The organism is Rahnella bonaserana, assembly GCF_019049675.1.
In the GTDB taxonomy this organism is placed as follows: domain Bacteria; phylum Pseudomonadota; class Gammaproteobacteria; order Enterobacterales; family Enterobacteriaceae; genus Rahnella; species Rahnella bonaserana.
In genome coordinates, this window is the sequence record NZ_JAFMOW010000068.1 from 547683 (window position 1) to 571254 (window position 23572).

Here is a 23572-nt window from a genome sequence, read left to right on the forward strand (position 1 = left end):
TGGAATAAACTTATGCTTAAATTAAAAATTTTTTTTATGCTTATGCTGTTAACGGTATCCATTCCATCTAATGCTACCTGTTACAGAGTTACAAGCACCTCATGGTTATCCAGTGAAATTATTGCTGCGGGATATACTGCCACGAGTTGGTCCGGGGGATCAGATGCTAATTCAGGCAATCTGGGATTCCCCGCAACGATTAGTTTAAGTACTTCATCCTTCACGCCTTCCGGAACACTGCTCGCAAGTAGTACGGCAACGTTCCTCACCGGTGGCTACAGTACGGGATATGCTGCCAACCAAATATTATATCGCTGTGCACTTGCCGATGCAGGTTCCCTGCTGGAATTCTACGCAACGAATGGTGATGATGACACTGGCGGTCGATACGAAACGGAAGAAGTTGAGGGGGCTTATTATACAGCCATGGCAAATGTTGCAATTCGTCTGACTAACGTTAAAACTGGAAATTACTTCTCAAAATATTGGCAGTCAAGAACGTTGACGTCCGACGACTGGGTGCAAGATAGTACTTATATTTATATTCCAGCCAGTGCTTTCAGTGATGTATACGCTGAACTATTTAAAATCAACGATACAACTTACTATAGGAATTCTACTAACTCCCGAAATGCGTATTATTATAGTTATGCTGGCCCGGCTGGATATATTGCATTTCAAGGGCCAGGGATTAGCGCTTCACTTGCTGATGGTCTCTCATCCGATGGCGGCAGTGGAACTTCCGGATGGTATGCAAATTGGCCTGGTGCCTTTTCACTCTATCGGGGGGTTACATTTGTCAGGGGAGCAATGTGTTCTGTTAAAGATTATCCAACCATAGTTATATTGCCCTCAATCAGTGTCCCGGAAATAGTTAATGGTGAGGTCAGCCAACAGTCATTTAGTATAACTTTAAGCTGTGAAGATACAGCCGTATCCAGTGTGAGTGCATCTACAACGACATCAGCCAATGTTGCGATGGGATTCTTAGTTAATGAGGCTACAGCGGTTACAGCCGCGAGTAATTTAGGCCTGACGTCAACTAACGGTGTGACTTATTTACTTGATACCAATTATGGTAGCTCTGGTGTTGCATCCGGTGTGGGGATTCGTATTTATAACGAAAGTGGCACGGCATTGAATCTGTTGTCGAAAACAACTACCGCGACTGGAAATGCGGGCGGCTGGTACGCCTATAAAGATCTGACCACCAGTCAGGGCGATTCTACGGACGGTGTCACAACGTACACCGGAAATTTTACGGCGTCTCTGGAGGCAATCAGTGGCGAAACAGTGACAGCGGGGAGCGTCAATGCGCAGTTACAAGTGGTGGTCAGTTTTCAATAAAGTTACCGTTTCGGCGGGGATTATGCTCTGTTGCACGGCGTTTCACGCCAGCGCGGTGGTTAATGCAGAAAAGACCCGCGTGGTGTTCAACTCGGGAAGCATCGCGGAATCACTGTCATTAGTGAATTCAGAGAAAGAACCGGTGGTAGTGCAGGTCTGGACGGATAACGGTGACCCGACGGTGAGCCCGGATAAGGTCCATACGCCGGTTGTGATCAATCCGCCGGTATTTAAAATGAAACCGGGGGAAATGCGCAATATCCGGCTGTTGATGGTTTCAGCCGGAAGTCTGCCACAGGATCGCGAAAGTCTTTACTGGCTGAATATTTATCAAATTCCGCCAAATACCGAAACGCAGCATAAAGGTGAAAAACGCGTCGTGCTGCCGTTAAAAATCCGCATGAAGGTGTTTGTCAGGCCGGAAAAAGTGGGGGAGCTTAAGGAAAGTGATGCACAGAAATTGCAGTTCAGCATCGACCGTGAGGCGGGCAGTAAAACACTGTTGATACAAAATCCGACGCCGTGGCACCTGACGCTTTCTTCACTTCGCTCGGGAGAGACGGAGTTATCCGGTGTGATGGTGGCGCCTTTCACTTCAGAGCGGGTGGAAATTCCGGCAGGGAAAAACCTGTCAGATAAAGTGGAATACGACGTTATCAATGATAATGGTACGCGATGGCAAGCCAGCCAGAAATTAAAATAATCATCCACAGGTTTTTTATTTTAATGATAAAAATGACCTGATTGTTTTATCGAAAATGATTTACCGGTTTATTGCGCCAGTCTTCTCTTGTGACTAATTTCTGATGGCAGGGACAATGGAATAATGTCCACCTTCGGAATCAGTCACAGGAGAGGCATTTTGAAATCAATAATGAAAGCCGGGATCGCGATATTTATTGTCGCGGTGACGATGACCGGTTGTTCCACGCATCAGTATGACCCTGCTTTAGATAAACAAATTACTGACTTCCAGAGTAAAGCCGACCGTCAATTTGTAGCCTGGACTGCGCAGGCAATGACTGACAATACGCAAGCCGCCTCGCCGGTTGTCGCCTGTCAGGCGGCGCCCGTGGTCGCAGGGCAACCGCTTTTGCTGATTTCACCCCTTTCGGAACCCGACAGTGCGTTCTTTAATTCCGCTGAAACGGATTTAGCGCTGATTGAATCCCGCACCAAAATCTTAAATAACAATCCTGCTATTGATCAGCAGATATCTGGCCTCAGAAATATCTTCTATCAGATTAAATATAAAAGGCAGCATTGTTCGCAGCAGGATTCTCCGGCGTATATCACTCTTCAGCGTAAACAGGTTGCTGTGATTATGCAGTCGATGCTGACGTATGAAGGGGTATTAGAAAATGGTACAGGCACATCACAATAATATTCAGGGTGAACAGGATGAGTGATATTTTCGATTTAAGAGACAGCGCAATCAATGCGGCAAAAGCTTCACTGGGGACAAACTGGAATACGGTGGCAAACAGTGCCGTTCCGCAGATTGAAGCCTTACTTCAGCTGACCTGGGAGATTGAAAAAGGTAAAGGCAGTTTCCGGTCGGGAGAATATGAATCTTTGCTGGCGACTCAGAAATCCACCTTTGTGGCGGTGCTGGCGACCTACGAAGCGATCACCGAGGAAATCGCCTGGCAGGCACTGAATGCAGCCTTTAGCGTAATTTTGAACGGTGTACGCAAACTTGTGTGAAAACGGTCTTCCGGCGGGGCGGGTCTAAAATTATCTTTATCGATAACCATTTTCATTTAGACTGACGGACTTGCCCGCCTTCGGGTCGTTTCTGTGAGGATGCCTGATGCTCCGCCGTTTCTTCTCTTATTACGTTCCTTATAAAAAGCTGTTCTTCCTCGATTTCGGATGCGCCATTCTGGCCGGGTTGCTGGAACTGGGTTTCCCGATGGCGATCAAAACCTTTATTGATAAGTTGCTGCCCGCACACGACTGGGTGCTGATCATTGGCGCGACCGTCGGTTTGCTGCTGATTTATGTGATCAATACCTTACTGATGGCGATTGTGAACTACTGGGGACACGCACTGGGCGTCGGGATTGAAACTGACATGCGTGCTCAGGCGTTCAGCCATTTACAGAAACTGTCTTTCCGTTATTACGACAACACTAAAACCGGCCACATCATTACCCATGTCACCAAAGATCTGGAAGAAGTGGGGGAGATTGCGCATCACGGCCCGGAAGATGTGTTCATCGCAGTGATGACCTTTATCGGTGCGTTTATCCTGATGGCGACGGTACATGTCCAGCTGGCGCTGATGACCATCATTATTGTTCCGGCAATGACCTGGATGGTCAGCCGTTATGGTGCGCAGATGACCGACACCTGGCGGCGCCTGTTCGGGATGGTGGGTAATTTCAACGCACGTATAGAAGAAAGCATCGGTGGTATCCGTGTGGTGAAAGCCTTTGCCAACGAAGATCATGAGCAAAAGCTGTTTGCGTCGGATAACAATAACTACCGCATCACTAAGCTGAAAGCCTACAAAATCATGACCGCAAGTCTGACGCTCAGTTACCTCAGTACCCGTCTGGTGCAGATCATCGTGATGATCGCCGGAACCTGGTATGTGATTAACGACCAGCTGACCTACGGCGGATTCGTCGGTTTCCTGCTGCTGGTGGAAGTGTTTTTCCGGCCAGTGGCGAAAATCAGCTCGGTACTGGAAAGCTATCCGAAAGGGATTGCCGGTTTTAAACGCTTTACGCAACTTATCGATACCGCCCCGGATATCGTGGATCGCCCCGGCGCGCAGAACGTCAGCCATCTGCGTGGCGACATTCATTACGACAACGTGACGTTTGGCTACACGCCCGCCGGAAAAATCCTCAACGGCATCACGCTGTCTATTAATGCCGGTGAGACGCTGGCGTTCGTCGGGCCTTCCGGTGCGGGGAAAACCACCTTGTGTTCGCTGCTGCCCCGTTTTTATGAGCTGGACAGCGGCAGCATTACCATCGATGGCATTGATATCCGCGACATGACCCAGACCTCGCTGCGTCATAACATCGGCATTGTGCAGCAAGATGTGTTTCTGTTTGGAGGCACAATTCGCGAGAACATTGCTTACGGTAAACTGGATGCCAGCGAAGCGGAAATTCGCCTGGCCGCCAGTCGCGCACGCCTTGATGACGTAATTGACGCGCTGCCGCTGGGGATGGACACCGTGATTGGTGAGCGTGGCGTGAAGCTTTCCGGCGGTCAGAAACAGCGTCTGTCGATCGCGCGGATATTCCTCAAAAACCCGCCGATCCTGATCCTCGACGAAGCGACGTCTGCACTGGATACGGCGACCGAACAGGCCATCCAGCAGTCACTGGCGGAACTTTCTGAGGGGCGTACCACGCTGGTTATTGCTCATCGCCTGGCAACGATTCAGAATGCCGACCGCATTATCGTGGTCGATAAAGAAGGTATTGTTGAACAGGGCACGCATGAGTCTCTGCTTGCTCAGCAGGGCCGTTACGCACAACTTCACGCCGCGCAGTTCCGCTAATCTTCAGCGTCCTCCCTGGTAACGGGGAGGACCGGATTGCGGTTTAAATCGTCACCCGACAGTAAATTACTCCCCGAAATGTCCAGTTCCCCTTCAGGCAGGCTGTTGCCTTTAATCTCTCCCTTTTTTAATTTAAGCCCGTTTTGAATAAAAATAACTCAATGCGGTCAATTTATAATATTCAACTACGTTCAATTCAATCACGCAGGTAATTATTTTCTCTCTGAATTTGGTTTTATTTTGTTCAATATCTTTATTAATAATCCTAAACGCTAAAAAATTGCGTAGTACAAAAATCTTATGGCTGCTTTTTCTATTTATTAGATAACGAGCTTCACATCAAAATAATTACCATGCTATGCACTATTTAAATGCAATGCCTTTTCAGATAGCACGAATTCCTTAACGATTGTTAACAGTTAAAAACCTTTTGATAAAGGTGATCTCGCTTGCAACTACTTTACAAACCTGCAAACAATTTGCACGCAAATGGTGCATTGCACCGTGGTGGTGCAAATTGTTATGCGAAAACCGCATATAATCAGGGGGTTAGCGTCTTATGATAGAAACATAATGTTACAACTCTTTACCTAAAAAAGACTTATCGAGGCGAACTTTTCCATTTTAACTTTTCGTGCTCAGTGTTAAGGTTCAAATCGTTTTACAGACAGACGCATTTTAAAACATGTACAAATACTCACAGCCCGATATTTCAGTCCTATAAAAGAACGGGCATGAGAACTCCTTTATAAAAAAATCAAGGAAACTTAAATAATGATGAAGCGCAGTGTGTTGGCCTTAGCGGTCTCTTTAATTGCAGTGGGTTCTACCGCGAATGCAGCTGAGATTTATAATAAAGACGGTAACAAACTGGACCTCTACGGTCGCGTAACCGCTAAGCATTATTTCTCCGATGACAAAAGTTCTGACGGCGACATGACCTATGCGCGTCTGGGCTTTAAAGGCGAAACTCAAATTAACGACACACTGACCGGTTATGGCCAGTGGGAATATAACATTCAGGCTAACCACGCAGAATCTCAGGGCGACCTGGGTAACAAAACCCGTCTGGGCTTTGCTGGCCTGAAAGTGAAAGATTTCGGTTCTTTCGACTACGGCCGCAACTATGGTGTGGTTTACGACGCACTGGGCTTCACCGATATGCTGCCAGAGTTCGGTGGTGATACCGCGAACTCTGATAACTACATGGTAGGTCGTTCAGGCGGCCTGGCCACTTACCGTAACCAGGACTTCTTCGGTCTGGTCACTGGCCTGAACATTGCCCTGCAATACCAGGGTAAAAACGAAGGCGACGGTCGTGCATCTACTAAAGCGAACGGCGACGGTTACGGCGCATCCATCGATTATGAAGATATCGCAGGTTCCGGCATCGGTGCTGTTATCGCAGGTTCTTCATCTGACCGTACTAATGCACAAACTGACTCCGCTATCGGCGGCGGTGATAAAGCGTCTGCATGGGCAACCGCTCTGAAATACGATGCTAACCAGATTTATCTGTCTGCAATGTATAACGAAACCCGTAATCTGGCACCAATCCCAGGCGGCTACGCGAACAAAACTCAGGGTTATGAGTTAGTTGCACAGTACCAGTTCGAAAACGGTCTGCGCCCGTCAATCGGTTACGTTCAGTCTAAAGCGAAAGATGTTGAAAACGGTATCGGCGATGTAGACCTGGTTAAATACTTCGAAATCGGTGCGACTTACTACTTCAACAAAAACATGTACACCTATGTTGACTACATGATCAACCAGATCGATGACAACAACAAACTGGGCGTAAGCTCTGATGACATCGTTGCTGTCGCACTGACTTACCGCTTCTAAGTTAGTGAACTAAATTATTACCCCATTCTGTGTCTGAAAAAGGTAATCGCAAAGGCAGAGTTTCATTGGCTCTGCCTTTTTTTGTGCCTGTCATTTGTCCCTCCCTGACCGTGTTCCTCATTTCCAAATAACCACAATAAATTCATGCAGCTAAACCTATAGCCGCAGGTTATACCCCAAAGCCAAACAAGTATTCGTCAGCCGCTTTCTCCCGTGGAATATTGACCGTGTCTTATTAAAACTCATTAAAAAAAGAATCCCGGAGAAACTGACATGCAGCAAATTCCAAAGCCGTATCTTTTATTCCTTGGTGATGTGATGGATCCGCTGGCCGCGAAAACCGCGCGCGGCATTCACGTCTGGCGCCCTGAAGCCTGCGTCGGGCAAATCCGTCTGGCGACGGATTCTGTGTCACTGGGCTTGCCTGAACTCGACATCGAAACGGCCAAAGCGCAGGGCGCAAAAACCATGGTGCTGGGTACAGCGAACTCCGGCGGCAAATTACCGAAACACTGGCTGGATTCGATCAAAGCGGCGATCCGCGCCGGGCTTAACGTTGCCAACGGCCTGCATCAGGGGCTGAACGACATCCCTGAACTGGTTGAGCTGGCTAAAGAACATCACGTAGAGCTGTTTGACGTGCGTCATATGCAACCGGAACTTGATACCGGCACCGGCAAAAAACGCAGCGGCAAACGTATTCTCACCGTCGGTACCGACTGCTCCGTTGGCAAAATGTATACCTCGCTGGCGCTGGAAGCGGCCATGCGTGAGCTGGATTTAAAAGCCGATTTCCGCGCAACCGGTCAGACCGGTGTGCTGGTGGCGGGGGCAGGCATTGCGATTGATGCGGTGATTGCCGATTTTATTTCCGGTGCGGTTGAAGCGCTGTCTCCGGCCAATGACGACGATCACTGGGACATCATTGAAGGTCAGGGCTCGCTGTATCACCCGTCTTTTGCCGGCGTGAGCATGGGGCTTATCCACGGCGCTCAGGCACATTTATTAGTGATGTGTCATGAGCTTGGTCGTCCGCACATGCGCCATCTGCCCCATCAGTTTATGCCAACGCTGCGTCAGTGCCTTGATACCAATCTGGCCGCTGCCAGCCTGACCAGCCCGGAGGTCAAAATCGCCGGTTTCTCGCTGAATACCTCGGCGGTCAGTGAAGAAGAAGCAAAAATTGCGCTGGCAGAAATCAGCGAAGAATTTGGCGTGCCTGCCACTGATCCGGTGCGTTTCGGTATCAAAAATATCGCGCAATGGATTAAGGATAACGGCTGATGACTCAGATGACTTTCCAGTCCGTTGAACTGCCGCTGGCAAAGCCGTTTGCGATTTCCCGTGGTACACGCACTGCCGTCACGGTGGTGCGCGTTTCCCTGACCGACGGTGAATTTACCGCAGTCGGAGAATGTACGCCGACCGCCCGTTATCAGGAATCGCCGCAAAGCGTGTGCGAACAACTCGAGCTGATCCGCCCGCAGGTGGAGCAGGGGCTGAGCCGGGAGGCATTACAGCAGGCGTTGCCCGCGGGGTCGGCGCGTAATGCCCTCGATTGTGCAATGTGGCGTCTCGATGCGGCAAAACAGGGCAAAGACCTGTGGCAACTGCTTGATATGCCGAAGCCTGTTTCCGTCATTACCGCGGAAACACTGAGCCTGGATTCGCTGGAAAACATGGCGAAAGCGGCAGAAGTGGCCGTCGCCGCTGGCGCGCAGTTGTTGAAAATCAAACTCGACCGTGAGCAGATTCTCGGGAAAGTGGCGGCTATCCGCGCGGCTGCGCCTCACGCCACGCTGGTGGTAGATGCTAACGAGGCCTGGCTCGGTTTAGATCTCGGCAGTGTGTTTGAGGCGCTGCATGAATTCAATGTGGCGATGATCGAACAGCCACTTCCTGCCGGTAATGACAGCGATCTGGTGCGTTGTTTGCATCCCATTCCAGTCTGCGCCGACGAAAGCTGTCATGAGCGTGCCGATATTGAAGGGCTGCGCGACCGTTACGAGATGATCAACATCAAGCTCGACAAATGCGGTGGCCTGACCGAAGCGCTGGCGATGACTGACGTGGCGCGGCAGTCCGGTTTGCGGATCATGGTCGGTTGTATGCTTGGTTCTTCCATTGCGATGGAAGCCGCGCTGCCGGTGGCGGTGCAGGCGGAACGTGTCGATCTCGACGGGCCAATCTGGCTGGCGCAGGACGCCGAACCGGCATTGCGCTATGAAAACGGTGAAGTCTGGCTTTAACAGTTCAGCCTATTAAGGAGGCGTTTATTGATGACAGTGCCCATTTTGCAGATTAACGATTTGTCGGTGACATTCTCCGGCCGGCAAGGCAAAACGCAGGCGCTGAAAGGCGTTTCCTTCTCGGTGAATAAAGGTGAAGTGGTGGCGGTGGTCGGCGAAAGCGGATCCGGTAAGTCCGTGACCTCACTGAGCGTCATGGGGCTGCTGCCGGATTCGGCGCACATTGACGCGGGCAGTATCGAATTTTTTGGCCGTAACGGCACCTGTCATGCGCTGACCGCGTTGTCAGCAGAATCACGCCGCAAGCTGCGTGGTCAGGAAATGTCGATGATCTTTCAGGAGCCGATGACCTCGCTCAATCCGGTGCTGCGCGTCGGCGATCAGCTGACCGAAGGACTGCGGGACCATGGCATCGCCAGTAAAGCCACGGCGCTGAATAAAGCCCGCGAGTTGCTGAAACAGGTTCGTATTCCTGACGTCGAACGCATCCTCAGATGTTACCCGCACGAACTTTCAGGCGGCATGCGTCAGCGCGTGATGATTGCGCAGGCGCTGGCCTGCGATCCGGCGTTGCTGATTGCCGACGAACCGACAACCGCGCTGGATGTCACGGTGCAGGCGCGTATTTTGCAAATTCTGCGCGACCTGCAACAGGGCACTGATATGTCGGTTCTGTTTATTACGCATGACATGGGCGTGGTGGCGGAAATCGCCGATCGCGTGGTGGTGATGTATCAGGGCAAAGTGGTGGAGCAGGGCAGCGTGAACGAGATTTTCGCCAACGCGCAGCATCCTTATACCCGCGCATTACTGGCCGCCGTGCCGAAACTGGGCGATATGCAGGGGCTGAAATGGCCGCGCCGTTTCCCGTTATTGGCCGCCCAAACCGGTCAAAATATTTCACCCGAAAAGCAATCGGTTGCAGGTGATCTCCCTAACACTCTGCCTGCGGATGACGAACAGAAAACCGCCAATTACGCTGCGCCGCCGCTGCTGGATGTGCGCGGGTTGCGCGTCTGTTATCCGATCCGTTCCGGCGTTTTGTCCCGCGTGACCAAAGAAGTGCACGCCGTCGAACAAATCGACTTCTCCATCTGGCCGGGCGAAACGCTGGCGCTGGTGGGCGAGAGTGGCTGCGGCAAATCCACCACCGGTCGCGCAATCTTGCGGCTGGTTGGCAGCGAATCCGAAAGTATTCATCTCGAAGGCAAAGAAATTACCCTGATGCGCGACACGCCGTTTCAGGCGGTGCGTCGTCAGATCCAGATGGTGTTTCAGGATCCCTACGCTTCACTCAATCCGCGCCTGACTGTCGGGTTTTCCATAGCAGAACCTTTATTACTGCATGGCCTGAAAAAGTCGCTGGCCGACGCCACGCCGGTGGTCAATCAGCTGCTGAAAAGTGTCGGGCTGGAACCTTCCCATGCGCGGCGTTATCCGCACGAATTCTCAGGCGGCCAGCGCCAGCGTATCGCCATTGCCCGCGCGATGGCGCTGCAACCACAGGTGATTATTGCTGACGAAGCGGTGTCAGCGCTGGATGTGTCGATTCAGGCGCAGGTGGTCAATCTGATGATGGATTTACAACGCGATACCGGCGTGGCGTGGCTGTTTATTTCGCACGATATGGCCGTCGTGGAGCGTATCGCCAACCGCGTTGCGGTGATGTACAGCGGGCAGATTGTCGAAATTGGTCCGCGTGACGACGTGTTTAGCAATCCTCAACACGCATATACCCGGCGCCTGCTCAGTTCGGTGCCGGTGGCGGATCCGACGCAGCGTGCGTTGCATCAGTTCGATGATGTGGAAGTGAAATCGCCGGTGCATCCGGCGGGTATACAGATAGAAAAACTCAAATATTCCCGCGTCAGTGAACATCACTGGGTCGCACAGGGATAACTCAACTTTCTTTTTTGGGACACACAGGAGAACACCATGCATTCGACTTTACTGCGTAAGAGCCTGCTTGCCGCCGGACTGGCGCTATGTTTCGCGGCGTCGGCTCAGGCCAAAGATTTGCGTATTTCCATGTATGCCGACGTGACCGGTTTCGATCCGCACGACACCACCGATACGCTGAGTTATTCCATTCAGAGCGGCATCTTTGAACGCCTGTTCCAGTTCGACAGCAAGATGGCCGTCGTGCCGGTGCTGGCGACCGATTACACCAGTAACAGCGATGCCACCGAATTCACCCTCAATCTGCGCCACGACGTGACCTTCCAGGACGGTACACCGTTCAACGCCGATGCTGTCAAAGCTAACCTTGATCGTCTGGCCAATCCTGCCAGTCACCTGAAACGTAACTCGCTGTTCAGCATGATTAAATCCGTTGAAGCCGTCAGCCCGTATCAGGTGAAAATCACCCTGAACAAGCCTTTCGGCGCGATGATCAACACCCTCGCGCATCCTTCTGCGGCCATGCACAGCCCGGCATCCCTGAAACAATATCCCAATGAGCAGGATCTGAGTGTGCATCCGGTCGGCACCGGCCCGTTCAAGTTTGTCGAATGGCAGCAGGGTAAAGACGTCAAGCTGGTGAAATACGACAACTACTGGCAGAAAGGCTGGCCGAAAGTGGATTCCGTCACGCTGTATCCGACGCCGGAAGATTCCACACAGGTAGCAAAATTGAAATCCGGCGGCGTGGACGCGGTCTACCCGTTGCCGTCCGATCTGGTGGAAACCGTGAAAAGCGATCCGAAGCTGGATATCGCGCAGGATCCGGGCATCTACCTGTATTACATCGCCTTTAATACGCAGAAAAAAGAGTTCTCGGATGTGCGCGTCCGTCAGGCGATTAACTACGCTATCGACCGCAATCTGTGGCTGAAAGTCGGTTTCGCCGGTCTGGGATCGCCGTCCACTTCGCCGCTGCCGAAAAATGTCCAGTTTTATCAGAAACAAACCACGCCGGATTACAGCTACAACATCGCCAAAGCCAAAGCGCTGATGAAAGAAGCCGGATATGAAAAGGGCTTTGACGTTGAAATGTGGAGCTCGAACAAGACCGACCGTATCCGCAGCGCGCAGTTCCTGAAACAACAGCTTTCCCTGATTGGCGTGCGCGTCAAACTGGTGCCGATGGATTCTGGCACGCTGACGCAGCGTCTGTGGAGCACTCCAAAACCGGCAGATGCGAAAGTGGAAATGTATTACGGCGCATGGTCGGCCTCCACCGGCGATGCAGACTGGGCGCTGCGTCCGTTGTTCGCCACCGAATCCTGGATCCCGTCGGCGTATAACGTCTCTTATTACAGCAACAAACAGGTGGATGCGGCGATCACCGCCGGTCTGCAAACCGCTGACATCGAAAAACGCAAAGCGGCTTATGCCGACGCGCAAAAATTGTTGTGGGCCGATGCACCGGTGGCCTATCTCGGCGTACCGGACAATCTGGTCGGTAAAAGCAAATCCCTTTCCGGCGTCTACATGCTGGCCGACGGCTCGCTGATTTTTAATCAGGCACAATTCAAGTAATTTTTTGCTCCTCCCCTGCGAAGGGGGAGGCTGGGAGGGGGTTTAGCAGGCAACACCAGATCCAGAGTTGTCATTAATACCCCACCCCAACCCTCCCCTTCGCAGGGGAGGGAGTTTACCGAATTCAGGGAATCACTTTTATGCTGACCTACTTTATCCGCCGGATACTGGAAATGATCCCCGTTTTACTGGTGGTATCGTTACTGGTTTTTGGCTTTATCAAGCTGCTGCCGGGTGACCCTGCGCGTATTTACGCCGGTCAGGATGCGCCGATTGAGGCGGTTGAGTCAGCACGGCAACTGCTTGGCCTCAACGATCCCTTGCCTGCGCAGTACTGGCACTGGCTGAACGGCATGGTTCACGGCGATCTCGGCACGACTTACCGAACCCGTCAGCCGGTATTCAGTGTGATTGAAAGCGGTTTTATGCCGACATTGCTGCTGGCGCTGGCAGGCTTCGCGTGGTCGGTGGTGCTCGGGCTGGTGATTGGCGTGGTGTCTGCGCTCAAACGTGGAAAATGGCAGGACTGGACACTGATGAGCATGGCGGTCGGCGGAATTTCCATGCCGCCGTTCTGGCTCGGATTGCTGCTGATTCAGTTTGTCGCTATGCCGTTCGGGATCTTCGCTGTCAGCGGTTTTAATTCGCCCGCCGACATTATCTTACCGGCGATCACCCTCGGTTCTTCGGTGGCGGCAGTGATGGCGCGTTTCACCCGCTCGGCGTTTCTCGATGTGGCGCAGGAGGATTACGTGCGTACCGCCAACGCCAAAGGATTACGCTCGCGCCTGGTGACGTGGAAACACATCATGCGCAATGCGCTGATCCCGATAATCACCATGCTTGGCTTACAGTTTGGCTTTCTGCTTGGCGGTTCGATTATCGTCGAAAGTGTGTTCAGCTGGCCGGGCCTCGGCTGGTTACTGATTGAATCGATCAAGACGCAGGATCAGCCGGTAATCCAGGCGCTGGTGATGCTGTTTGTATTTGAATTTATTCTGATAAACCTGCTGGTTGACCTGCTTTATGCGGTGGTCAATCCGGCAATCCGTCTGCGTTAGGAGCTGCTCATGACCGATCCTGTCTCTGTGCTGGAAGAAACTACACCGGCTGCGGTAGCCTCGCAAAACCACGATATCCGTTCGCCGTGGTATGACTTTTTCCACACGTTTCTTCGCCATCCGATGGCGCTGGTGTCCGGCGGATTTATCCTGCTGCTGGTGCTTGTGGCAATATTCGCGCCGTGGCTGGCACCCTTTGATCCGATGACGCCGGACTGGATGGCGCTCGGTGTCGGCCCCACGCCGGAGCACTGGTTTGGCACCGACGACTTAGGTCGCGATGTTCTCAGCCGCATCATTTATGGCGCGCGCATATCTCTTTACGTCGGCATTTTTTCCGTGACGCTCGGCATGATCGCCGGTGTATTGCTCGGACTGCTGGCCGGATATTATGGCCGCTGGCTCGACATGCTGATTATGCGCGGTTCCGACGTCTTATTTGCCTTTCCGGGCATGTTGCTGGCAATCGCCGTCGTGGCTATTCTCGGTCCGGGGCTGAACAACGTGATCATCGCGGTCGCGGTATTCAGCGTGCCGGTATTTGCCCGCATCGTGCGAGCCGCCACGTTATCGATTAAACAAAGTGCTTATGTCGAGGCGGTTCGCTGCGTTGGTGCGCCGGACAGGGTGGTGATTTTGCGCCATATTCTGCCGGGTACGCTGTCGAATGTGATCGTCTATTTCACCATGCGTATCGGCACCAGTATTCTGACGGCCGCCAGCCTGAGTTTTATCGGTCTGGGGCCGGAACCGGATGTGCCGGAGTGGGGCAATATTCTGGCGATGAGCCGCAATATGATGATGGCGGGCAAATGGAACGTCAGCGTGTTCCCGGGGCTGGCGATATTTCTCACGGTTCTGGCATTTAATCTGCTCGGCGACGCGCTGCGGGATACGCTGGATCCTAAACTGAAAAAGTAACAGTCACTGAACAGCTGAAACGGAAAACTGATGCATCCGCAACAACATGAAGATGAATTTCAGCAGCAGGCGCTGTCTGCTTTGCTGCAACGCTGGCGCACCACGCGCCAGATATTCCGCCCGCGTTTTCCCTGTGGCGCCAGCAATTCACTGACTGACGTTGCGGGTGTGACGGTCGGACACAGCACGCTGGCCGCCGGAGATGTGCAGACCGGCGTCACCGCCATTGTGCCGCCGGGCGACAATTTGTATGAAAAACCGCTGCCGTGCGGCGTGGCGGTGCTAAACGGTTTCGGCAAACCGATGGGGCTGATTCAGGTGATGGAGCTGGGCGAACTGCAAACGCCGGTGCTGCTTAGTAATACCTTCGCCACCGGTACATTATTCAATGCGCTGGTAAAACGCAGCTGCCAGCAGTTTCCGCAAATCGGCCGCCCGGACTCGACCATCAATCCTGTTATCCTCGAGTGCAACGATTTTTATTTAAACGATATTCAGGCGATGGCCGTCAGTGAAGATGATGCGCTGACCGCACTCGACGGCGCGACAAAAACCTTCGCCCGTGGCAGCGTGGGTGCCGGACGGGGCATGAGCTGCTTCGGATTAAAAGGGGGGATCGGCACGGCCTCGCGCTGGTGTGAAACGCTTAACGCGACATTAGGCGTACTGGTGCTGGCGAACTTTGGCAAACTCTCTGAACTGACCCTCGATGGCGTACGTGCCGGAGACGCTGTCGCCCAAATCCAGACGCAACTGGCCCCGCAGGCTGATGCGGGTTCAATCATTATTGTGATGGCCTGCGACCATTATCTCGACAGCCGCCAGCTCGGACGCATCGCCAAACGCGCCGGTGCCGGGTTAGGCCGTCTCGGCAGTTACTGGGGGCATGGCTCAGGGGATATCGCGCTGGCGTTTTCCACCCAACGTGACGGTGTCACATTACCGGATGCCGAACTGGAACCTTTACTGGCGCTGGCGGCAGATGCCACAGAACACGCTATTATTGATGCCTTGATGAGTGCAGAAACCGTCTGCGGATTCGACGGACATTACCGGCTGGGGTTGAGTGAAATATTAGATAATCTGGCGAACTAGCCTGGCACCTTCCCCTCTCACGAGGGGAAGGCTGGGATGGGGTGTGGGTTTAGCCTCCGTCTGGTAACCAAACCAAAAAGGGAACGACTGATGAAAGTATTTATCTCTGCGGATATTGAAGGCATTGCCGGCGTCATGCGTCCGGAGCAGTGCAGCCCTGGAAATCCCGATTACGACGCCGCCCGCGCGCTGATGGAAGGGGAAGTCAACGCCGCCATCGACGGCGCATTTGCCGGTGGTGCGATGGAAGTGACGGTGGCAGACAGCCACGCGATGATGCAAAACCTGCGCGCTGATAAAATCGATCCGCGTGCCCGTCTGGTACAGGGCAAACCGCGCGGATTGTCGATGGTGGAAGGGCTGCAACAACAGCAATACGACGGCCTGATGTTTGTCGGCTATCACACCGCCGCGGGCGAAAACGGCGTACTGGCGCATACCATTAATGGCCGCGCTTTTTACCGCGTCAAACTTAACGGCAACGTAGTGGGCGAAAGCGATTTATACGCCGCTGCCGGTGCGGAACTGAATGTGCCGTTATGGCTGGTGACGGGCGACGATCACCTCGAAACCTGGATCCGCCGCTATTACCCTGAATCCCAATACGTCTGCGTCAAACGCGCGATTTCCGCCAATGCGGCTGAGTCTGACAGTCCGTCTATCGCCTGCGCAAAAATCCGCAAACAGGCAACGATTGCCGTCAGCAAACCTGCGCCGCTCACTGCCGCAAGATTCAGTGCTCCCTATCATCTCGAGCTGATGACCGCCAGACCGGTGCTGGCGGATTTATTCTGCCTGATTCCGGGCGTTGAGCGTCTTGATGCGGTCACTGTCGGCTATCACAGCCCGACCGTTGCCGGAATTATCAGCCTGTTAAGTGCCTTCTCGTACTTAGCAACCACGCAGAAATAGGGCAGGAATGCGCTTACGCCATATCGAAGTGTTTCAGGCTGTCTTACAGGCGGGCAGCGTCAGCGGCGCGGCGCGTTTGCTTAACGTGTCGCAACCCAACGTCAGCCGCGTACTGAATCACGCTGAGCAACAACTGGGTTTTACGTTGTTCGACCGCACGCCGCAGGGATTAATCGTGACGCCGGAAGGGCGGCGGTTAATGCCGGAGGTCGAGGCGTTGTTCAGCCATATACAGGCCATCAGCGAACTGGCGGAACAGCTGCGACAGGGCGAAGGCCAGCATGTGCGTATCGGCTCGGCGCACGCGCTGGGGCACAGTGTGATGGCACCGGTGCTGGTGGATTTTCGCCGTCAGACGCCCGGCGGCAGCGTCGAACTGGTGACCGGACATTTCAACACGCTGAGTCAGGATTTGCTGCAATACAAAATGGATTTCGCGCTGGCATTCGGCGAGCAGGCCACGCAGGAACTGGTCGCCGAATCGATTTATCAGGGCAATATGGTGGCGCTGCTGCCAAAAGATGCGGACGTTGAAGGGCCGGTCTCACTGGCGTGGCTGTGTGAAAACGATCTGCTGATGTTGCAGCAGCAGGATCCCTTGGGTCAGGTGCTCAACCGCGTCCTGCGCGAAAACGGCCTGATGCCGCATTCTGCGCTGTTCATCAAAACCTACTCGGTGATCGCCGATATGGTGCTGGCCGGCGGCGGTGTCGGCGTGGTCGATACCTTTACCGCCCGGCGGTATGTCGATCAGCTGAAGATTGTGCCGGTGGCAGAACCGCTGCCGTTTGAGGTGATTCTGCTGAGCAGGCGGGACCAGCCGGCATCGCAGGCCTCGCTGAGGCTGAGGCAGCTGATAAAACAAAAAGTGGGGGAGTTAAAGGGGGCCTTTAAATCCCGTTTAGGTTTTTAATTTCAAATTCAAATTCAAATTCAAATTCAAACCTTGGGTTGCCACCCAAACTGGCCCTAAGAGGCGCCTATCGCCGCGCCTCTTAGGAATCTCCGGCTCTTTCACTGCGCGCTCCGCTCGCTGGCTATGTTTCAGATAGCACGGCGACAGGCTGGAAATCTTGCCGCTGCGCGGTTCCTTCTCTCGGTCTTCGAGCCTCTGGTCTCGAAGACCGAGAGAAGGCAGTGCGAAGCACCTGGATTTGCGCCACTCACTGATGCAACAGGACATGTCCCTTTTACCTGCGATAGCGCGCAGTGAAAAAAGCGCGGAGTCCAGAGGCCCGCGCGTTACCGGGTCTCTGGTCGGTGTGGGACGACGCCCATGACCTTGACCTTAAGGCCAGTTTGCACAGCATGCGCAAAAAAACTAATTAATTTTTGCCCCGAGCACCTCAACCCTCTCAATTCCCTTCCTGACATCTTCAAATGTAATATCGCCTGGCATGTTCGCCATATCCGGCGTGCTCAGGCTCCGGTCGATAATCACCGCCAGATCCTGATCGGTCAGCCCTGTCGCGATATGCGAAAGCTGTGTCGGAACGGCGCTGGCGCGGGCGAGGGCGATAGCCGTGAGTAACTCCTCGTCGCTGCGTTTTTCCAGAGCCAGCAGGCACAGGTTTCCGTAGCCGACCAGCAAACCATGGGCGAGGTGGCGGGTTTTCGGGCAGGCGGTGAAACCTTCATATAATGCATGCGAAGCGCCGGTGTGTGCGCCGTTGCTCATGATGGAAGTCAGTCCGGCGTAGAGGAAAATAGCGTCGAGCACCTGTTCGAGAGCGTTGTTGGCTTTGCCGTCTTGCACCGCGAAACAGGCGTCGGCAGCGAAGTGTTCGATGAGCGTATAGCAGAGTTCACTGTTGGTTCTGGCGACACCCGCCAGGCCGGTGAGCTGACTGAGATCGCTGATGGCGCGATATTCATACCATTTTGCCAGCGTATCGCCGATACCCGCCGAGAGCCATTGCAGCGGGGCGGTCGCCAGTAAATCTGCGTCGATGACCGCTGCTGCGGGGCCGCAGGGCAACGGCATCATGTCGCGGAATTCACCGTCCTGATGATACCGGAACGCCAGCGATGTCACTGCTGAACAGGTGCCCGCAATGCTCGGTAATGTTACCACCGGAATATTACAGGCCACGCCTGCCGCTTTGGCGGTGTCCAGCGCTTTACCGCCGCCGGTGGCGATAATCACTTCCACACCTTGTGTGCGGAATACGTCGGCCAGCCGGTTGATTTCATCCTGACAACACACTCCGCCGAAGATTTCACTGCCGAGATAACTGACCATCTGCTGCTCAAGCTGATCGGCGACTTTCGCCTCGACGCTGGCAATGGCGCGTTTGCCGCCCACTAACATTGCCCGCTGGCCTAAACGCCCGCACATCGCGCCCAGATGTTTAATGGCGCCGCGTCCGCGCAGGACGCTGGCAGGGAATACCAAACGATGGGTGAACATGCATGCCCTCATAAACCGGAGTGTTTTATGAAGTATAGAAGGCGCGCCGCGGAACGGAAGAATATCAGCGGCGGTACTGTTGTACCGCATCGTGAGTTTTGCGCAATGCCTCACGCGCGCCCGGCAGACGCTGCGCCACGCCGATATACAGGCAGTCGATAATCAGTAACTGGCTGGTACGGCTGGCCATTGCGGCGGCACGAAAACCCATTTCCCGATTGCTGGTTCGCAACACAACATCGGCTTTGCGGGCGAGGGCAGCACGGCCATTGGCGGTGATCGCCAGCGTGGTTGCGCCGGCGGCTTTGGCCTGTGACAGGGCTTCCACCACTCCGGCGGTCTTACCGGAGTGAGAAATTGCCAGCGCGACGTCCCCGGCAGCAAGCTGACAGGCGCTCACCAGACTTTCATCGGTACTTCCGTAAGTCTGGGCAACAACGCCGATGCGCCGCAGTTTCTGGCAGAAATCCTGCGCGACCAGCGCCGACGCACCGGCACCGTAAATATCAATCCGTCTGGCCTGCGAAAGAACACTGACAGCCTGCTCGAGCGTCGCCGCGCTCAGTAATTGCGTCGTTTCATTCGCCCCTTTAACTTCAAATTCCAGCAGCTTTTGCAGGATTTGTTTGGGGGAATCGTTCTCGCCGATATTCGCAGCCAGCGGCATATCGACAGGCATCGGGCTGGAAGATTCTGCCGCTAACGCCAGCCGCAGCGCCGGATAGCCGGTAAAACCGAGCCGTTTGCTGGTGCGTACCACCGTGGCGGTGCTGGTTTGTGCGTACTTTGCCAGCTCCGTCACCCCCATTTTGGCGACGCCCGGTGGGTCGAGCCGGATCATCGTGATGATGCGCGTTTCCGCCGGAGAAAAGCTGCCCTGTAATGCGTTCAGTCGCGCCTGCAAATGAGTGTCACTCATGGTTATTCGTCCAGATCGCGTAAATGGTCGTCTTTGCGCAACGACATCAGTGCAAACAGGCTGACCACGCAGGTGGCGACCACGTAATACGCCGGAATATCGAGATTGCCGGTTTCTTTAATCAGGCCGGTGATGATAAGGCCCGCACAGCCGGAGAACACAGCGTTCGACAATGAATAGGATAATCCCAGACCGGTATAACGCACGCGGGTCGGAAACATTTCCGCCAGCATCGCCGGACCCGGACCGGCAATCATCCCGATCGTCGCACCGGCAATCAGCACTGCAATGCCTTTTGCCAGCAGGCTGCTTTCAGGGTTTTGCAGCAGATGCAGCAGCGGGAAACTCAGCACAATCACTGCAAAAACGGCGATCATCATGACTTTTTTACGGCCGATTTTATCGCTCAGCCAGCCGGAAGGCAGAATAGCCAGCGCGAACCCCACGTTCGCCAGCACGGTGGCCACCAGCGCCTGTAAAAACGTGGCGTGCAGCGAGGTTTGCAGATAAGAGGGCATGACCACCAGGAAAGTATAACCGCCCGCAGACCAGCCCATCATGCGGCCAATCCCCAGTGCGATGGCCTTCGCGGTCGCAATGGCAGAGGCTTTTTCTGCCGCCGTTTTTTGCACTTTAGGTTCGGCTTTTTTACTGGCGACAAAGTTGGGCGTTTCGTCGAGTTTAAGGCGCAGATACAGCGCCACCAGGCCCATCGGCAGCGCCAGCAGGAACGGAATACGCCATCCCCAGTCTTTCATCTGCGCTTCAGGCAGTGTCTGAACTAAAATTGCCACCAGCGCCACGCCGGTCAGCAAACCCAACGATACGGTAAAAGACTGCCACGCACCGTAAATACCGCGTTTACCTTTCGGTGCAAACTCGGTCATCAGGGAGACTGCACCGCCAAATTCACCGCCCGCAAACAAGCCCTGGAACATGCGCATCAGCGTTAAGAGTAAAGGCGCAGCCACGCCAATCTGTGCGTACGTCGGCAGTAAACCAATGATCGCCGTGGCGATTGTCATCAGCAGAACGACGGCAATCAGCGTCGGCTTGCGGCCAATGCGGTCACCGATGCGACCAAAAATAATCGCCCCAACCGGGCGGCAGAAAAATGCCAGAGCGAATGATGCATATGTCAGAAGTAAACCGGTCATGCCGGTCTGGCCTTCCAGCGTGAAAAAGTTACCGGCGATGATCGTCGCCAGATAGCCGTAGACACCGAATTCATACCATTCAATAAAATTGCCGACCGAACCGGCGATTAACGCGCGACGTGACTGGCTGGCGCTGGGCATTGCGGGAGAAACCTGGCGGGTCATCATAAACCTCACAAGAAAAAGGAAAGGGCGGGCAAAATAAGATGTAAATAATTTTCTAAATTTCGGTGATTATTATGTCAATAATTTTCATGAATTGAACAAAATAAAAGCGGGAAGTGTGGGGTCAGGCAGGTTTTTTGGCATAAAAAAAGCTGCGCCTCGAAAGGAGCAGCCTGTTAACGCACAGCGATTACAGCGTGTGGATGTCGATGCCGTCGCCGATATTGCTTTTCTGGTAGTAAGCCCGCGGGACTTCTACCTGATACTGTTTGTCAGCGTAAGCGACTTCCAGAATAAAACGTTCGTTCTCATAAGATTCCACCGGAATAAACCCGAAGAATCCTTCCGTGACGCTGATCGTACGGGAAGACGGAATCGCGTAGCGATGAACAATCCTTGCTCTGAGCGGTTGTTGCTTGCCGGTTAACGTATTCCATACGCGGTTAACGGGTTGCGCCAGAGAATCAATCACCTCTGAGGCCAGCGAGTTAAGAGCGGAGGGCCAGCTCTTCGGTGTTTTCATAGTCATGATAAATACCTCGTTGGTCTATATAACCCAATTCTTATAATTATCCGCTGCTAAGATCCAATCATTTTTTACGCTAAGTTTATTCAGGTTTTGTAAGTGGCTGGCAGATCTGCAAATTACTCCGCGAGAGTTTTGCGTCTTTTGCCGGATTTCCGCTCTGCTAGCAATAACGGGCAGGAAGGACACATGGCGTGATCGGCAAGATCGTAGCGCAGACAGCATTGTTTGCGGTACTGCGGGCTGTCGGGGTCGGAGGGATCTTCCGCGCGCAGCGGCTGGAATAACGGATTTTTGCCGCCATAACGCAGCTCGCGCGATTCCATCAGTTGCATACCGTCAGAGATATCGGCATTGGCCAGTTCTGCCTGTTTTACGCCCCAGCCAACGCGTATCGCGGCATTGCTCCAGTAAATGCCCGGTTTCAGACCGGAGAATTCGGCCAGCGCTTCGCAAACCGGACGCAATTGCTGCTCGATCATCACATCGAAACGCGCCATAGGCTCGGTGGATGTCAGCGCTTCGCCTTCGCCATCCAGATAAATCTGCGCCGGTAAGCCTTCTTCCTGCATACACAGGTAGACATTTTCAGCGGCGATAGGTAACTGCCAGCCATGGCGCAATGAGACGATCACCCAGGCTGGCAGCAGGGTGGCGAAATACCATTGTGACCACATCGAGATCCGTGCCCGGCGCGTATCGCACTTCGCGGCATCGGCCGCATTGGCGTCCAGATAGCGTTTGAGCACGCTGGCGCAGCCTTCCACCGTTGTCAGATGCGACATCGGCACGGCGTTAGTCACCAGCGGCGACATCGGTTTGAAAGTGTCTGCGACCCAGCTCACAGGCGTTTCGCGGAAACTGTCGAGGAATGTTTGCATCATTGCGTTATGAAGTCATTCGGCTTGGTAAATCATGGGAATAGAGTAACGAATATTAAAGCGGAATAGTAATGATTTCGATTTAGATTGAGGCAACTGTGTCGGGTTTACTCCTCCCTCTGCGAAGGAGGAGGTCTGAGGCGGGTTAGCAGATGACGCTGACGCCAGCCTGTTTCAAAATCTCACGCACCATTTTCTGTTTGTCATTGCTCAGCGGCAACGCCGGTTTGAGTGAATACACCGGCATTTCAGGGATGACCTGTGAAATGGCGTATTTGATGACGTTGTAAATCGGCGTATCCAGCGTGTAGAGCGGCGGCAGGAATGACAGCTTTTGTTGCAGTCCGACGGCGCTGGCAAAATCTTTCTCTTTAAAAGCGCGATAAATCCCGCAGGTCAGTTGCGGGGCGAAATTGGCGCTGGCAGGAATGGCGCCGTCGCCACCGAGGATCAACGTACCGAACAGATATTCATCGTACCCGGAGAATACGGCGAAATCAGGGCGCTCAGGTTTTACGGCCTGTATCGTTTCGCGGATGTGGTTCAGGCTGTCAACGGTGTCTTTCAGGCCGACAATGTTCGGGCATTCCAGTGCCAGGCGTTTGATCAAACTCACTGGCAACGGCTGGCCGGTGAGCCCTGGGTAGTTGTACATGATGACCGGTAAACCCGCGCTTTCAGCAATCGTGCGGTAATGCAGATACAGCGCCTCTTCGGTCACCGGATTGTAATAAGGATTCACCACCACCACGCCGTCTGCACCGACGCTTTTCGCATGCTGTGCGAACGCCAGCGTTTCTGCCGTTCCCGGATGCGCAGCACCAATCAGCACCGGCACGCGCCCGGCAACGTGCTTCGTGCAAAACTCTGCCACTTCATGACGCAACGCCTGAGACATATGGGCAAATTCCCCCGCGCTGCCGAGGAAAAACAGGCCGTTAACGCCGCCTTCAATGACAAAATCAATCAGACGCGCCATGCCCGGACGGTCAAGCTGCTCGTTCTCATTCAGGATTGTCGCAACAGGTGGGATCACGCCATGAAACAGTGGACTGGTCATACATTCGTTCTCCATATA

Annotated in this window: 21 protein-coding genes; 15 read left to right on the forward strand and 6 right to left on the reverse strand. The window is 53.7% G+C overall.

The annotated features are described in order from the left end of the window. Positions 1–12: 12 nt before the first annotated feature. The 15 genes from stbD to J1778_RS24245 all read left to right on the forward strand — a co-directional run bounded on the left by stbD (position 13) and on the right by J1778_RS24245 (position 17349). Positions 13–1347: a fimbrial usher protein StbD gene (gene stbD / locus J1778_RS24175; RefSeq protein ID WP_112289833.1), complete on the forward strand. Its 1335-nt coding sequence runs from the start codon at positions 13–15 to the stop codon at positions 1345–1347. After that, complete coding sequence (locus tag J1778_RS24180; protein WP_217175292.1) at positions 1313–2050, forward strand: fimbria/pilus periplasmic chaperone; 738 nt, start codon at positions 1313–1315, stop codon at positions 2048–2050. Before stbD ends, J1778_RS24180 begins: the two co-directional genes overlap by 35 nt. A 159-nt stretch (positions 2051–2209) precedes the next feature. Continuing rightward, a complete protein-coding gene (locus J1778_RS24185) occupies positions 2210–2731 on the forward strand; it encodes a hypothetical protein (RefSeq protein ID WP_238484865.1) in 522 nt (173 codons plus the stop codon). Between the two features lie 17 nt (positions 2732–2748). After that, entirely contained in the window at positions 2749–3054 is a 306-nt protein-coding gene (locus tag J1778_RS24190; protein WP_217175294.1) for a hypothetical protein, read from the forward strand. A gap of 106 nt (positions 3055–3160) precedes the next feature. Next, entirely contained in the window at positions 3161–4873 is a 1713-nt protein-coding gene (locus J1778_RS24195) for an ABC transporter ATP-binding protein (RefSeq protein WP_217175295.1), read from the forward strand. Between the two features lie 774 nt (positions 4874–5647). Further along, positions 5648–6718 (forward strand): porin, encoded by a 1071-nt coding sequence (locus tag J1778_RS24200; RefSeq protein ID WP_274388786.1) that lies wholly within the window; start codon positions 5648–5650, stop codon positions 6716–6718. Between the two features lie 273 nt (positions 6719–6991). After that, entirely contained in the window at positions 6992–8002 is a 1011-nt protein-coding gene (gene dgcN, locus J1778_RS24205) for an N-acetyltransferase DgcN (protein ID WP_217175296.1), read from the forward strand. Next, on the forward strand, positions 8002–8967 hold the full coding sequence (gene dgcA / locus J1778_RS24210; RefSeq protein WP_217175297.1) for an N-acetyl-D-Glu racemase DgcA: 966 nt from the start codon (positions 8002–8004) through the stop codon (positions 8965–8967). The genes dgcN and dgcA overlap by 1 nt, the downstream gene beginning before the upstream one ends. Positions 8968–8997: 30 nt before the next feature. Then, positions 8998–10866: an ABC transporter ATP-binding protein gene (locus J1778_RS24215; RefSeq protein WP_217175298.1), complete on the forward strand. Its 1869-nt coding sequence runs from the start codon at positions 8998–9000 to the stop codon at positions 10864–10866. 36 nt (positions 10867–10902) lie between these two features. Continuing rightward, a complete protein-coding gene (locus J1778_RS24220; RefSeq protein ID WP_217175299.1) occupies positions 10903–12447 on the forward strand; it encodes a glutathione ABC transporter substrate-binding protein in 1545 nt (514 codons plus the stop codon). Positions 12448–12587: 140 nt separating this feature from the next. Further along, positions 12588–13508: an ABC transporter permease subunit gene (locus J1778_RS24225; RefSeq protein WP_217175300.1), complete on the forward strand. Its 921-nt coding sequence runs from the start codon at positions 12588–12590 to the stop codon at positions 13506–13508. Positions 13509–13517: 9 nt separating this feature from the next. Next, positions 13518–14429 (forward strand): ABC transporter permease subunit, encoded by a 912-nt coding sequence (locus J1778_RS24230; RefSeq protein WP_238484866.1) that lies wholly within the window; start codon positions 13518–13520, stop codon positions 14427–14429. A gap of 30 nt (positions 14430–14459) precedes the next feature. Continuing rightward, entirely contained in the window at positions 14460–15524 is a 1065-nt protein-coding gene (locus J1778_RS24235; RefSeq protein WP_217175301.1) for a DmpA family aminopeptidase, read from the forward strand. A 90-nt stretch (positions 15525–15614) separates the two neighbouring features. Continuing rightward, positions 15615–16436, forward strand: a complete 822-nt coding sequence (locus J1778_RS24240; RefSeq protein ID WP_217175302.1) for a M55 family metallopeptidase — start codon at positions 15615–15617, stop codon at positions 16434–16436. 7 nt (positions 16437–16443) lie between these two features. Further along, positions 16444–17349: a LysR family transcriptional regulator gene (locus J1778_RS24245; RefSeq protein ID WP_217175303.1), complete on the forward strand. Its 906-nt coding sequence runs from the start codon at positions 16444–16446 to the stop codon at positions 17347–17349. 408 nt (positions 17350–17757) lie between these two features. Here J1778_RS24245 and J1778_RS24250 read toward each other — a convergent pair whose 3' ends face one another. The 6 genes from J1778_RS24250 to J1778_RS24275 form a co-directional block, all read right to left on the reverse strand. Beyond that, complete coding sequence (locus J1778_RS24250) at positions 17758–18846, reverse strand: iron-containing alcohol dehydrogenase family protein (RefSeq protein WP_217175304.1); 1089 nt, start codon at positions 18844–18846, stop codon at positions 17758–17760. Positions 18847–18910: 64 nt separating this feature from the next. Continuing rightward, positions 18911–19765, reverse strand: coding sequence for a MurR/RpiR family transcriptional regulator (locus J1778_RS24255; RefSeq protein WP_217175305.1), 855 nt, complete (start codon positions 19763–19765; stop codon positions 18911–18913). A gap of 2 nt (positions 19766–19767) precedes the next feature. Further along, entirely contained in the window at positions 19768–21087 is a 1320-nt protein-coding gene (locus tag J1778_RS24260) for an MFS transporter (protein ID WP_217175380.1), read from the reverse strand. 190 nt (positions 21088–21277) lie between these two features. Next, a complete protein-coding gene (locus J1778_RS24265; RefSeq protein ID WP_217175306.1) occupies positions 21278–21616 on the reverse strand; it encodes a hypothetical protein in 339 nt (112 codons plus the stop codon). 116 nt (positions 21617–21732) lie between these two features. Continuing rightward, complete coding sequence (fhuF, locus tag J1778_RS24270) at positions 21733–22497, reverse strand: siderophore-iron reductase FhuF (protein ID WP_217175307.1); 765 nt, start codon at positions 22495–22497, stop codon at positions 21733–21735. 142 nt (positions 22498–22639) lie between these two features. Beyond that, complete coding sequence (locus tag J1778_RS24275; RefSeq protein WP_217175308.1) at positions 22640–23554, reverse strand: dihydrodipicolinate synthase family protein; 915 nt, start codon at positions 23552–23554, stop codon at positions 22640–22642. Positions 23555–23572: the final 18 nt, after the last annotated feature.

Bases quoted from the DNA above. Each gene is read 5' to 3' on its own strand.
- J1778_RS24200 (WP_274388786.1), top strand. From the start codon at position 5,648: ATGATGAAGCGCAGTGTGTTGGCCTTAGCGGTCTCTTTAATTGCAGTG.
- J1778_RS24255 (WP_217175305.1), bottom strand. From the start codon at position 19,765: ATGAGTGACACTCATTTGCAGGCGCGACTGAACGCATTACAGGGCAGC.
- J1778_RS24235 (WP_217175301.1), top strand. From the start codon at position 14,460: ATGCATCCGCAACAACATGAAGATGAATTTCAGCAGCAGGCGCTGTCT.
- J1778_RS24245 (WP_217175303.1), top strand. From the start codon at position 16,444: ATGCGCTTACGCCATATCGAAGTGTTTCAGGCTGTCTTACAGGCGGGC.
- J1778_RS24195 (WP_217175295.1), top strand. From the start codon at position 3,161: ATGCTCCGCCGTTTCTTCTCTTATTACGTTCCTTATAAAAAGCTGTTC.
- J1778_RS24180 (WP_217175292.1), top strand. From the start codon at position 1,313: ATGCGCAGTTACAAGTGGTGGTCAGTTTTCAATAAAGTTACCGTTTCG.
- dgcN (WP_217175296.1), top strand. From the start codon at position 6,992: ATGCAGCAAATTCCAAAGCCGTATCTTTTATTCCTTGGTGATGTGATG.
- J1778_RS24275 (WP_217175308.1), bottom strand. From the start codon at position 23,554: ATGACCAGTCCACTGTTTCATGGCGTGATCCCACCTGTTGCGACAATC.
- fhuF (WP_217175307.1), bottom strand. From the start codon at position 22,497: ATGATGCAAACATTCCTCGACAGTTTCCGCGAAACGCCTGTGAGCTGG.
- J1778_RS24215 (WP_217175298.1), top strand. From the start codon at position 8,998: ATGACAGTGCCCATTTTGCAGATTAACGATTTGTCGGTGACATTCTCC.
- J1778_RS24260 (WP_217175380.1), bottom strand. From the start codon at position 21,087: ATGACCCGCCAGGTTTCTCCCGCAATGCCCAGCGCCAGCCAGTCACGT.
- dgcA (WP_217175297.1), top strand. From the start codon at position 8,002: ATGACTCAGATGACTTTCCAGTCCGTTGAACTGCCGCTGGCAAAGCCG.
- J1778_RS24190 (WP_217175294.1), top strand. From the start codon at position 2,749: ATGAGTGATATTTTCGATTTAAGAGACAGCGCAATCAATGCGGCAAAA.
- J1778_RS24230 (WP_238484866.1), top strand. From the start codon at position 13,518: ATGACCGATCCTGTCTCTGTGCTGGAAGAAACTACACCGGCTGCGGTA.
- J1778_RS24240 (WP_217175302.1), top strand. From the start codon at position 15,615: ATGAAAGTATTTATCTCTGCGGATATTGAAGGCATTGCCGGCGTCATG.
- J1778_RS24250 (WP_217175304.1), bottom strand. From the start codon at position 18,846: ATGTTCACCCATCGTTTGGTATTCCCTGCCAGCGTCCTGCGCGGACGC.
- J1778_RS24225 (WP_217175300.1), top strand. From the start codon at position 12,588: ATGCTGACCTACTTTATCCGCCGGATACTGGAAATGATCCCCGTTTTA.
- J1778_RS24220 (WP_217175299.1), top strand. From the start codon at position 10,903: ATGCATTCGACTTTACTGCGTAAGAGCCTGCTTGCCGCCGGACTGGCG.
- stbD (WP_112289833.1), top strand. From the start codon at position 13: ATGCTTAAATTAAAAATTTTTTTTATGCTTATGCTGTTAACGGTATCC.
- J1778_RS24265 (WP_217175306.1), bottom strand. From the start codon at position 21,616: ATGACTATGAAAACACCGAAGAGCTGGCCCTCCGCTCTTAACTCGCTG.